Below are 12,103 nucleotides of genomic sequence, written 5' to 3'. Positions count from 1 at the left end.
GGAGACGACTTATGGCTTATCAATCTCAAGACATTATCCGTCGTTCCGCGACTAACGGTTTCACGCCCGCGCCTCAGGCGCGGGACCACCAGCAGGAAGTGGCGAAGCTTATCGACGTGACCACCTGTATCGGCTGTAAAGCCTGTCAGGTGGCCTGTTCAGAGTGGAACGACATCCGAGACGAAGTGGGTCACAACGTCGGGGTGTACGACAACCCGGCAGACCTGACCGCCAAGTCCTGGACGGTGATGCGTTTCTCTGAAGTGGAGCAGAACGACAAGCTGGAATGGCTTATCCGCAAAGACGGCTGTATGCACTGTGCGGATCCGGGCTGCCTGAAGGCATGTCCGTCAGAAGGAGCTATCATTCAGTATGCCAACGGCATCGTCGACTTCCAGTCCGAACAGTGCATAGGCTGCGGCTACTGCATCGCCGGCTGTCCGTTCGACGTGCCGCGCATGAACCCGGAAGACAACCGCGTCTACAAATGTACGCTGTGCGTTGATCGCGTTAACGTGGGCCAGGAGCCTGCATGCGTGAAGACCTGCCCAACCGGCGCTATCCACTTTGGCTCCAAAGAGGATATGAAAACGCTGGCGGCAGAGCGCGTGGGCGAGCTGAAAACACGTGGTTACGATAACGCGGGCCTGTACGATCCGGCCGGGGTTGGCGGTACGCACGTCATGTACGTGCTGCACCACGCCGACAAGCCGAACCTGTATCATGGCCTGCCGGAGAACCCGGAAATCAGCGCCACCGTGAAGTTCTGGAAAGGCATCTGGAAACCGCTGGCAGCGGTCGGTTTTGCTGCCACCTTCGCAGCGAGCATCTTCCACTACGTCGGCGTTGGTCCGAACCGCGCGGAAGAGGAAGACGACAACCTGCATGAAGAGAAAGACGAGGTGCGCAAATGAGAAAACGTGACACCATCGTGCGCTACACCGCACCAGAACGCATCAACCACTGGGTCACCGCCTTCTGCTTCATGCTGGCGGCGATAAGCGGGCTGGGGTTCTTCTTCCCGTCCTTCAACTGGCTGATGCAGATCATGGGGACACCACAGCTGGCGCGTATTCTGCACCCGTTTGTGGGCGTCATCATGTTCGCGTCGTTTATCATCATGTTTTTCCGCTACTGGCACCATAACCTAATCAATCGGGATGATATCTTTTGGGCGAAGAATATTCGTAAGATCGTCGTCAACGAGGAAGTAGGTGATACCGGGCGTTATAACTTCGGCCAGAAATGCGTATTCTGGGCGGCGATTATCTTCCTGGTCCTGTTGCTGGTGAGCGGCGTGATCATCTGGCGTCCGTACTTTGCGCCTGCTTTCTCAATCCCGGTGATCCGATTCGCGCTGATGCTGCATTCATTTGCCGCAGTGGCGTTAATTGTGGTTATCATGGTGCATATTTACGCCGCCCTCTGGGTGAAAGGCACCATTACCGCGATGGTGGAAGGATGGGTAACCAGCACGTGGGCGAAGAAACATCACCCGCGCTGGTACCGAGAGGTCCGCCAGAAACAGGAAAAGTCATCTGAATGAGTATTCGCATAATCCCGCAAGATGAGCTGGGGTCGAGCGAGAAACGCACGGCGGAGTATATTCCGCCGTTGTTATTCCCCAGACTCAAGAACCTCTACAACCGCCGCGCAGAGCGTCTGCGCGAGCTGGCAGAGAACAACCCGCTGGGCGATTTTCTGCGTTTTGCCGCGCTGGTCGCCCACGCGCAGGAAGTGGTGCTATACGACCACCCGCTGCAAATGGATCTGACCGCGCGCATCAAAGAAGCCAACGCGCAGGGCAAGCCGCCGCTGGACATTCACGTCCTGCCGCGCGACAAGCACTGGCATAAACTGCTGCATTCGCTGATTGCCGAGCTGAAGCCGGAGATGAGCGGCACGGCGCTGGCGGTCATTGAGAATCTGGAAAAAGCCTCTGACCTGGAACTGGAAGAGATGGCGAGCGCGCTGTTTGCCTCCGACTTCTCGCTGGTCAGCAGCGATAAAGCACCGTTTATCTGGGCTGCGCTGTCGCTCTACTGGGCGCAAATGGCGAGCCTGATCCCGGGCAAAGCCCGCGCCGAATACGGCGAGGCGCGCCAGTTCTGCCCAGTCTGCGGCTCCATGCCGGTATCAAGCATGGTGCAAATCGGCACCACTCAGGGGCTGCGCTACCTGCACTGCAACCTGTGTGAAACCGAGTGGCACGTGGTGCGCATCAAGTGCAGCAACTGCGAGCAGACCCGCGACCTGAACTACTGGTCGCTGGAAAATGAAGAAGCGGCGGTGAAAGCGGAAAGCTGCGGCGACTGCGGGACCTACCTGAAGATTCTGTATCAGGAAAAAGACCCGAAAGTCGAAGCGGTGGCCGACGATCTCGCCTCGCTGATTCTGGACGCGAAAATGGAGCAGGAGGGCTTTGCCCGCAGCTCGATTAACCCGTTCCTGTTCCCGGGTGAAGGGGAGTAATCTCCTGTGACAGTGCCGGGCGGCGCGCGCTTGCCCGGCCTACAACTCGACAGCAATACCAGCCATCTTATATGCCAGATGTTCTTCAGCCCGTAGTCCTGGATCCGTCTAAAGACGCGTTATCGCTTTAGCATCGCTTCCACGGCAAATCTCAGGCAACATCCGCACTTTATGTCTGTGACGAAGGCAGATAATAAAAAAGCTCTCGCCTTTGCGAGCCACTTTCCAGGTTGTTGCCCTCAACACTATTCTTGTTTTCTTTTGAATCAAACCAGGCTATAAAACTGTTCATCCATACAGTAAAAGGGAATTTTCATGGCACTGGAACAGGGTATTGCACAGCTGGTTCAGGGATTTATCGCTGCAGGTCGGCCCTCGTCGCGTCGCCAGAGCATTGAGGTGCGACGAGCAGGCTATATTGCCAGCACGGGGCTTGCCGGGGAGACCGAAACGCGCGTTCAGGTGGAAACGCTTGTTCTTGAAGGTCTTACCATTCGGCTATTTTCACCTCTTAATGCGCCTGAAATATTGCCTGCTGCCATCTACTATCACGGTGGATGCTTTATCAGCGGCGGCTTTGATACCCATGACAACCAACTCCGTCAGTTAGCCTGCTACGGCAATTGCCGGGTGGTTGCGATTCAGTACAGGCTGGCGCCGGAGCATACCTTCCCCACCGCACATGACGATGCGGAAAGAGGTGCGGATCTGGTCTGGCAGTATGCAGACGAATTAGGCGTAGATAAGAACCAGCTGACCCTCTGTGGAGACAGCGCAGGAGGGCATCTGGCGCTGGTGACGGCGCTGCGGCTTAAGGCTAAAGGGCTGTGGCAGCCTGTACAGCTTATTCTTATCTACCCCATGCTCGACGCCACGGCCAGTTTTGAAAGCTATACCCTCAACGGCATGGATTACGTGATCACTCGCGATACCCTGCTGAGCGGCTATGAAATATATCTGGCTGGATCCGACCGTAAGCATCCTGAGGTTAGCCCGCTGTGGCGGGAAGACTTCAGCGGCCTGCCAGCTGTCCATATCGTTACCGCTGAGTACGATCCGTTATGCGATGAGGGGGAGGCGCTGTTTCAACGCCTCACGGAGCAAGGGGTGGCGTGTACCGCTCAGCGCTGGCTGGGCGTCATCCATGGCTTCTTTCAGCTTGGCGGCATTAGCCAGTCTGCGCGAGACGTTATGCGGGATATCGCCGGGCGGATTCAGCACGCCCGGGGAGCGTGAACAGGAGATCACTCCTCCTCGTTCCCACCCTCTTCATACGCACCGTACGGCTTCGCAGGGAGAACGATATAGGTGCCTTCAAACACCGCGCCCGGCGTTTCATCGCCGAACAGCTCAACCTGCATCTGCACGCGTGCTTTTCGGCCACGCGCCAGACGGTCAAGATCACCACCCAGCGCGCCAAGGTCCGCCACCGCGCTCGGCTTGCCGCTTATCGGTGCGCTATAGCGAATGTGGGCATCAGCCAGAATAATGGTGCCGCCGAGATGCCGCTCGCGCAGCATTAGCCAGATCAGCCCCCAACCGGTGAGCGTCGCCAGGGAAAACAGACTGCCGGCAAACAGGGTGTGGTGAGGGTTCTGATTGCCGGTTTCCGGCATGGTGGTAATGAATTTTTGCCCGGTGTACTGCTGGATGCGCACGCCCATTTTTTCACTCAGAGGGATGTGTTCATACCAGGCCTGCTGCAGCTGCCCGCACCAGTCCGCGCGATGGAGAATGTCGTCCAGCGTGGCGATGGGTTTGATCATCAAAAAGTGACGAATCGGCGTGGTTTGCGGAGCGGTAATTTCACCCTGGTTAACAAAACCAAGTTTGGCAAAGAACTCTACAGCATCTTCGCGGGCGCTACAGGTGACGCGCTTAACGCCTTCCTGACGGGCGACGGACTCCAGGGTCATCGCCATTAACGTCCCCAGACCTTTGTCCTGCACGGAGGGATGAACCGCCATAAAGCGAATAGAGGCTTCGTTATCGGCGTTGATATACAAACGCCCGACGGCAACAAGGTTGCCCTCTTCGTCCATCACCATCTGATGGTGGGCCATCGCGTCCCAGGCATCGCGTTCAGAGCCTTTTGGCTGATGCAGTGGCTTGCGCAGCATTTCCCAGCGGAACTGGTAATACGCGTCTAACTCTTCTTCCGTTTGCGGTACTCGAAGGTGATACATAGCTGTACTCTCTCTTGTTACCCGCGGCCACGCCGCCAGTTGGCTCATACCTGGAGCCAGAATGTGACGGGGCCATCGTTCACCAGCGAGACCTGCATATCTGCAGCGAATCGTCCGGTTTGCGTATTCATTTCCTGTTGGCGACAACGCTCAACAAAGTACTCGTAAAGTGCTTCTGCACGATCCGGCGCGGCGCCTTTAGAGAAACTCGGGCGCATGCCGCGCTCGGTATCCGCTGCCAGCGTAAACTGGGAAACCACCAGCACGCTCCCGCCCGCCTGCTGGACGTTCAGGTTCATCTTGCCTTCCGCATCGCTGAATATGCGGTAGCCCAGCACGCGCTCGCATAAGCGGTTAGCTTTTTGTTCGTCATCATCCTTTTCGACACCTAACAACACCAAAAGTCCTGGGCCAATTTCACCCGTCACCTCTCCCTCCACGGTGACGCTGGCACGGGTTACGCGCTGTATCAATGCAATCATGGTTGGTCTGCTTCTAATTGTTTTTCAGCTTCTGCTGCTTTTTTAAGTTCGCGGTATACGCCGAGAGTGACAGTTATTTCGGCGCCAAGCAAGACGATACACCAGGTCCAGTAAACCCAGACAAACAAAATGGGGATCACCGCCAGCACGCCGTAAATCAGCTGATAAGAGGGGAACATGGTGATGTAAAGGGCAAACCCTTTTTTACCCAGTTCAAAAAGCACTGCCGCCACCAGCGCCCCAACTACCGCATCTCGGTTAGGCACGCGCGTGGTCGGTACAACGCTATAGAGCAGCCAGAACGAGAGCCATGACAGGATCAGCGGAAAAATACGCAGCACATTATCAATTACGCTGTTTAAATCACTCGCCCAGCGCAAGGAGAGAAGATATGAGCTGATTGCCAGACTCGCCCCGGCCAGCAATGGCCCCAGCGTTAAGATCATCCAGTAAACGGCAAAGGAATAGACCTTAGGACGGATTTTTTTGCTTCGCCAGATGGTGTTAAGCGCGCTGTCGATGGAGTACATCAGCAGCAGCGCGGTAACGATAAGGCCGCACGCCCCCACCGCCGTCATCTTGCTGGAGTTGGCAACAAACTGCTCGATGTAGTTCTGGATAACATCCCCGGTGGCCGGGATGAAGTTCGCGAAGACGAAATGGCGAAGCTGCAGGCTGACGTCCGCAAACATCGGGAAGGCGGAAAAGAGCGCAAAGATAACCGCCACCAGCGGCACTAACGAGAGCAACGACACGTAGGCGAGGTTACCCGCCAGCGTGGTCATGTTGTCCTCATCAATACGGTGCCAGAGCAGCTTCAGCCAGGCCCTCAGTGGGCGAGTATGATGCGTGGCTTTTTGATGAACGGTTTTTAGCATAACTGCTTCGCAAAATAGTTCGGTATCGTCTCTTTTCCGGTCACCAGAATTGACGTGATACCCAACTGGTTAGCTCCCTCTATATTATCGGCGTTGTCGTCGAAAAAGACCGCATCGGCCGCGGTGAATCCTTCTGCCTGCAGAACAGCCTGATAAATTCGCGCTTCAGGCTTACGCATACCCATCTCTTGCGAAAGATAGATTTTATCTGCCGCCGCCTTAACCTCGGGGTATTCCTCCGGCCAGAAGGTGGTGTGCAGGCGGTTGGTGTTCGACAACACCACCACCCGATGCCCCTGCTCGCGCAGTTTGTGCATAATGTCGATCACCTCAGGCCGGATGGCGACAAATACCGCCTGCCAGCCATGGGAAAACTGTTCATAGCTTAACGAAAGCCCCATCTCCTGGCAGAAGCGTTCAGCAAACGCTTCATCGCCGATCTCGCCGCGCTCATGCTGATGGAAGGTCTCACCCATCGCAAAATTCTGCTTTAACGTCGCCAGCGGAACACGGCTAAAGTCGCTCCAGGCACCCAGCACCCGGTTAAAATCGATATCGACGATTACGTTTCCTAAGTCAAAGATATAAAGCATGTTTATCTCCTGCTCGCCGTGGAGAAGTAACTGTAGCGGGAATCACGAGATTTGACTATGCGTGCCGTCTAAGGTGTGCGATCGATTTTTACGGCGCGTTTTTACGACAGTACAGCGAAGGGACGTTTGACGCGGCAAAAAGCCAGGCTCCGCGATACTCATCAATCATCAGGCTCAGATCTCTTCCCGGCGTGCGATAAAAGCCCGGCAGGGTTGCATTGATATCGGTCTCATCCGCCCTATCAGCAAAGGTTTTAACAATACGATCGTTATTTAATACACGCGCATTCTGATGATAGCTGTAGTGGAAATAGATGGTACGGTTAACTTCAGAAACCGCGTGACCAAACAATTTACCGTTAATGACAGCAGTTCCTTCCCTATGCTGCATTCGCCAGGAAACGGTACCTACAAACCGGTTTTTGCCGATCGTCCACTCTACATCTCCTGTACAGCGTATCGGCTTACTTGAAAAATGCGAATACGCTAACCAGCCGCTGGTAATAGCAGCCCCCAGAAACGCCCCCAGCAAAATAATACGATTCCCGAGTATCTTCATTGCTCATGCGCCCAAAAATAATGCGTGGTACATAACGCCGTCGCGTCATGTCGCGCATCGTTATTACAGACAAATGCCGCGATTCGCTCCGTTTTACTATAGCCGATGAGAAAAACGTACCGGTTCTCGGCACACAGGGCAGGATAATTCTTTAACAAGCGCAGGTAATGGTCCTGCATAGGTTCATTAGGTGCATAAAAGGGCTGGCAGGGGCCGACCTTGCTGCCCGTTGAGAGCGGAATATAATTACTGAACGGCATCGTCAGGCGGTGTTTATATAACACCACTCCGTTGATAAGTACGATCAGTAAAAGCACAGTGGTGGTAATGATCAACCAAACCGGTCTCTGTATCACGGTGTCAGCGACTATTTCCTCGTCTTTATTGACTATCACCGCCTCAGTGGTTGGGGTAAATACCTCAACGTGGGTTGTTTTGGAAAGCATCAGCCCACGACGCGAAATCGTTTTAACGGTATCACGCGGTAACCCCACCTCAGCCAGCGCATTGCGCAAAGTCAAAATGGCCTGATAAAAGGTATTTGGGGTAGTAACGTCATTACGCTCCCCCCATCCCACCACCATTAACTGATTTTGCGAAATAATTTCTCCGGGATGGGTAACGAGATAAAGAAAACAGAGATTAGCAGGAAGCTGCAATTGTATCGTGCGCCCGGATATGGGATTCGCCAGGGTTTTGTTTTCCGGATCATACTCGACCAGTTTGTTAATGAGATACAATTTTACTTTCCTCAGCAATAACAATATTTAATCCTAAACACCCTAAACACTTACGAATATTTAACAACAGTATAGGTCACGATGATTAGGGTGCGAGAACATCATACCTAAGATTAAAATCAAACTATTATTTTTCAAACAGTTACATTGATTTTTTCTTAGGTGAGTCTCAGCTAAACCCACATAATGAGATTTCATTACACTTCGCCAGGCCGAATAATTATATTGAGTTCCACATTGAGAAGAGACTGACGTCCATGCAGATTGAGGAGAAGAATCTTTAGCTATTAGTGCTATTCCCTGAATCTTCTTCCAGGCTTTTTTTTGCCGAATAATCTTAAAGGATTGATGAATATTCCTGGATTATGTCTGGCTACTGATGTTATGCCGTTATGGCTACAGCCTGACAAAATAGATACCGCCAGGAATTTATTTTAACTGCCGCTATTTTTTATAAACACGTCAGGATCCCTGGATATGTTTCAAGATTGACACATTTGAAAGGCAGTGAAATATTGACAATGAAAATAAGACAGGAGTGGGCTGGATGATAACGTCGTCGCAAAAGGTTGTCCGCTGCATAAGCTGTGAACTGTCCTGTCAGTTATTCCCGGATAACGCAGTGCGCTCACAATACTGTGGTAACGCTTCGTTTGCAGTTTGGCCGATTGGTAATCATTTCTTGCAACTTGCGGTAGCAAATAAAATATTGCGGGGAAACAAGAATCACTTATTACGTGGGTTTATTTTTGTAGATTTTTCGATGTACAACCTGCGCGTACTTGCCGATCCGCAATGGATTGAGCATCTGGCGATAACTAACATGCACATCGTTCTTATCTCGGACCGCAAGCTGGAGGCATTGGCTAATTACTTATTCGCTCATCATGATGAAATAAAGGGAATTATTTATTCAGATGACAATGACGCTGTATTACAGGAAAAAATTAACCACCTCTTTTCCGGCAGACGTGTGAACAGTAGACGAGGAAACACCCTGAATACTGTTGAATTCACTTTGCTTAACAGATTTATGTCAGGAGTGTGCCTCCAGGAGATAATAAAAAAAGACAGCATTGATGTGAAAAAAATTTATGTTCATAAAATACGATTAGAGAGGAAGTTAGGTACCAGCATTCATAAAATACTCGTTTCTGTTTTGTAATTTCATCTCCTTAACATACCCACATTTAATGGTGTGGAGGATGTTCTACGCCTGAAAGAAAGGGGGCAGTTATGCCATATATAATGAAACATTCACCTGTCGCCGTTGCGATTTCGCTGGCGCTATCGTCAGCGCTATTTACCGCAAATGCAGCAGTTATTGATTTTGCTAATTTACCTGCCTCCGGAGCGGTAACGGATTTGCCTGCAGAAATACAGGCGCTGATTCCTGCAACGGCAAACGCAAACTTTAGCAAAAATACCAGCGATCCTAACTATGTCTACCAGTACAGCCCAGGCAATATTCCCATCTACGGAGATGGGATCACCCTTGACGGGCCGGGAGCGGAAGCCTTCGAGCACTCCGTGACCGTTATTCAGAACTCCACGTCCGGCAGCCCGGGGGTGATATTTGGTGACGACCTGACTATTCGTACCCAGTCAAAAGTGGCCGCCAATAACGGTAAAGATGTCGACGGTATTCGTACCCATGGTATGAACACGCCGAATAACCCGGTGTTTATCATTACCGGCGACCGCACCCACATTTACGTGAATGGCCAAAGCGGCGATGGCATTAATGCAGGGTACAGTTCCTTCAGTCAGGGCTCTCTCGGCTCCGCCAATATTTATGTGGGTGACGATCTTTATATCGAAACCACCGGCAGTACCGGTCGCGGCATTAGCGCCTATGCCTTGAATGACGCTTCTAAGGCAAAAAATAACGTTATCGTCGGCGATCGTGCGCATATTGTGACGCGGGGTACCTATGCTGAGGGCATCCGAACCAATCAGAGCGGATCGTACGTCCGTCTGGGCAATGAAGCCATTCTCGAAACGTACGGCGCATCGGCCTACGGCCTGTATGCGGGCTCGGCGTCAAAAATTGAGCTCGGAAAAAGTGCGAACATTACCACCGACGCGGCCAGTGCCTCCGGCGTGTACTCTACCGGTTCGTCAACCATCACCCTTGATGAAGGCGCAACCATCACCACCAACGGTGCCAGCGCGCATGGCATCTACGCTTACACAGCAGCGGTGAATGTGGGAGATAACGTCACTGTTGCGGTAAATAGCAGCGAGAAAACCAGCAGCTCCGCCCAGGCGCCGCACGGGATGTATGCCTTGTCACGCGGCGTGATAACGCTCGACGGCGGGGCAACCATTACCACCGCAGGCCAGCGCGACAACGGTAGCTATGCCCTGAACGCCAGCAATGGCGGAATTATTGATGCCTCCGCAGGCGGAAAATTCATCCTTAACGGCGATATCCTTGCCGCAGGTGGCGTGGCGGCCAACAGCACCCTTCCGGCACAAAACAGTACCATTACGCTGACAATGGAGAACAGCTCGCTGTGGAACGGAGCGTCTTATATAGAGAGCAACGCCGCCGGCACCGGGACTATCGCGCTTACGATGAATGACGCCGTGTGGAATATGCGCGACAGCTCCACGGTGACCAGCCTGACGCTGAATGCGGGCGGCACGATAAATTTCCAGCACGATGAAGACACGGCCTGGCAAACCCTGACCATCAATGAGGATTACATCGGCAACGGCGGCAAGCTGGTTTTCAATACCGTGCTGTCTGATGATACCTCTGAAACCGACAAGCTGATTGTTGAAGGAAATACGTCCGGTCATACCGCGGTTGACGTGAACAACATTGGCGGTGCTGGCGCACAAACCGTTGAAGGGATTGAAATTGTCAGCGTTGGCGGCAACTCAGCGGGGACGTTTGAGAAGGCCAGCCGTATCGTAGCGGGGGGTTATGACTATAACGTTGTACAGAAAGGTAAGAACTGGTTTCTGACCAGCCTGGTTGAACCCGTTGACCCACCGGTCGACCCGGTAGATCCCCCTGTGGACCCGGTAGACCCACCGGTAGACCCCGTCGACCCGCCTGTTGACCCGGTGGATCCACCTGTCGACCCCGTAGACCCACCAGTCGACCCTGTCGATCCACCCGTCGACCCGGTGATTCCGCCGCAAGAACCGGTACCACCTGCCGCGCCGCCGAAAAGCGAGCATCAGTATCGCCCGGAATTCGGCAGCTATCAGGCGAACAGCTATACGGCAAATACGCTGTTTATGACCCGCCTGCACGATCGCCTGGGTGAAACGCAGTACACCGACATGCTCACCGGCGAGCAAAAAGTGACGAGCCTGTGGATGCGTAACGTCGGCGGACATACGCGCTTCAAAGACGGCAGCGGCCAGCTAAAAACAACGGCCAACCGCTACGTGGTGCAGCTGGGTGGTGATATCGCTCAGTGGAGCAGCGACGGCCTGGATCGGTGGCATCTTGGCCTGATGGCGGGCTACGGCAACAGCCAGAGCCGGAGCGCTTCCAGCCTGACCGGATACCACTCACGCGGCGAAGTAAATGGCTATAGCGCAGGTTTGTACGGTACCTGGTACGCAAACGAAGCCGATAAAAGCGGCACCTACGTTGACAGCTGGGTGCTGTATAACTGGTTTGACAATAAGGTCATGGGGCAGGATCAGGCCACTGAGAATTATCGCTCCAGCGGTGTGACCGCCTCTGTCGAAGCAGGCTACAGCGTTAAGGTGGGTGAAAGCGGCCGCAACAGCTACTGGATCCAGCCGAAGGCGCAGGCCGTTTGGATGGACGTGCAGGCTGACGACCATCGCGAACGTAACGGTACGCGGGTGAAAGACGAAACTCAGGGGAACCTGATGACACGTCTCGGCGTGAAAGCCTACATCAGCGGACATAACGCGATGGATGACGGTAAATCACGCACCTTCCAGCCGTTTATCGAGGCGAACTGGATCCACAATACCCAGACCACGCGCATTCGCATGGATGACGTTAGCAATGAGATGCGCGGTGCACGCAATATTGGTGAGTTAAAGACAGGCGTAGAGGGGCAGATTACGCCGCAGCTTAGCGTCTGGGGCAATGTGGCTCAGCAGATTGGCGACAAAGGCTACAGCGATACGCAGGGGATGCTTGGGGTGAAATACAGCTTCAAGTAACAACAAAAAAGCCGCTGAGGGATCAG

Annotated in this window: 12 protein-coding genes; 6 read left to right on the top strand and 6 right to left on the bottom strand. The window is 53.4% G+C overall.

Features of this window, described 5'->3' with window-relative positions; translation table 11 throughout:
- Window positions 1-11 precede the first annotated feature (11 nt).
- The 4 genes from fdxH (at window position 12) to AB8818_RS19150 (ending at window position 3,708) form a co-directional block, all read left to right on the top strand.
- The gene (gene fdxH, locus AB8818_RS19165; protein ID WP_003861960.1) at window positions 12-914 is read left to right on the top strand and encodes a formate dehydrogenase subunit beta; all 903 of its coding nucleotides are present in this window, start codon (window positions 12-14) and stop codon (window positions 912-914) included.
- Complete coding sequence (gene fdoI, locus AB8818_RS19160; RefSeq protein ID WP_008501832.1) at window positions 911-1,546, top strand: formate dehydrogenase cytochrome b556 subunit; 636 nt, start codon at window positions 911-913, stop codon at window positions 1,544-1,546. Before fdxH ends, fdoI begins: the two co-directional genes overlap by 4 nt.
- Window positions 1,543-2,472: a formate dehydrogenase accessory protein FdhE gene (gene fdhE / locus AB8818_RS19155; protein WP_116343748.1), complete on the top strand. Its 930-nt coding sequence runs from the start codon at window positions 1,543-1,545 to the stop codon at window positions 2,470-2,472. The genes fdoI and fdhE overlap by 4 nt, the downstream gene beginning before the upstream one ends.
- 315 nt (window positions 2,473-2,787) lie before the next feature.
- Window positions 2,788-3,708, top strand: a complete 921-nt coding sequence (locus AB8818_RS19150) for an alpha/beta hydrolase (RefSeq protein ID WP_192984614.1) — start codon at window positions 2,788-2,790, stop codon at window positions 3,706-3,708.
- 8 nt (window positions 3,709-3,716) lie between these two features.
- Here the strand turns inward: AB8818_RS19150 and fabY are convergent, their stop codons facing one another.
- From fabY to AB8818_RS19120, 6 genes are all read right to left on the bottom strand, one after another.
- The gene (fabY, locus tag AB8818_RS19145) at window positions 3,717-4,658 is read right to left on the bottom strand and encodes a fatty acid biosynthesis protein FabY (RefSeq protein WP_162875000.1); all 942 of its coding nucleotides are present in this window, start codon (window positions 4,656-4,658) and stop codon (window positions 3,717-3,719) included.
- Between the two features lie 44 nt (window positions 4,659-4,702).
- Window positions 4,703-5,140 (bottom strand): D-aminoacyl-tRNA deacylase, encoded by a 438-nt coding sequence (gene dtd, locus AB8818_RS19140; RefSeq protein WP_008501836.1) that lies wholly within the window; start codon window positions 5,138-5,140, stop codon window positions 4,703-4,705.
- On the bottom strand, window positions 5,137-6,018 hold the full coding sequence (locus AB8818_RS19135; protein ID WP_045260235.1) for a virulence factor BrkB family protein: 882 nt from the start codon (window positions 6,016-6,018) through the stop codon (window positions 5,137-5,139). The genes dtd and AB8818_RS19135 overlap by 4 nt, the downstream gene beginning before the upstream one ends.
- Window positions 6,012-6,611 carry a glucose-1-phosphatase gene (gene yihX / locus AB8818_RS19130; protein ID WP_116343744.1) on the bottom strand — a complete coding sequence of 200 codons (600 nt, stop codon included), beginning with the start codon at window positions 6,609-6,611 and terminating at the stop codon, window positions 6,012-6,014. Before yihX ends, AB8818_RS19135 begins: the two co-directional genes overlap by 7 nt.
- Window positions 6,612-6,699: 88 nt before the next feature.
- On the bottom strand, window positions 6,700-7,170 hold the full coding sequence (locus tag AB8818_RS19125) for a hypothetical protein (protein ID WP_116343743.1): 471 nt from the start codon (window positions 7,168-7,170) through the stop codon (window positions 6,700-6,702).
- Complete coding sequence (locus AB8818_RS19120) at window positions 7,167-7,910, bottom strand: winged helix-turn-helix domain-containing protein (RefSeq protein WP_192984616.1); 744 nt, start codon at window positions 7,908-7,910, stop codon at window positions 7,167-7,169. The genes AB8818_RS19125 and AB8818_RS19120 overlap by 4 nt, the downstream gene beginning before the upstream one ends.
- Before the next feature lie 547 nt (window positions 7,911-8,457).
- Here AB8818_RS19120 and AB8818_RS19115 point away from each other — a divergent pair.
- Together AB8818_RS19115 and AB8818_RS19110 are read left to right on the top strand one after the other, a co-directional pair.
- Complete coding sequence (locus AB8818_RS19115) at window positions 8,458-9,075, top strand: helix-turn-helix transcriptional regulator (RefSeq protein WP_163330998.1); 618 nt, start codon at window positions 8,458-8,460, stop codon at window positions 9,073-9,075.
- Window positions 9,076-9,146: 71 nt separating this feature from the next.
- The gene (locus AB8818_RS19110) at window positions 9,147-12,077 is read left to right on the top strand and encodes an autotransporter outer membrane beta-barrel domain-containing protein (protein ID WP_192984618.1); all 2,931 of its coding nucleotides are present in this window, start codon (window positions 9,147-9,149) and stop codon (window positions 12,075-12,077) included.
- Window positions 12,078-12,103 lie beyond the last annotated feature (26 nt).

It is taken from the genome of Enterobacter sp. KB-280D8, assembly GCF_041399405.1.
Classification (GTDB): domain Bacteria; phylum Pseudomonadota; class Gammaproteobacteria; order Enterobacterales; family Enterobacteriaceae; genus Enterobacter; species Enterobacter cloacae_N.
The sequence above is the reverse complement of the archived record's forward strand: the minus strand, read 5'-3'. Positions and strand labels throughout refer to the sequence as shown.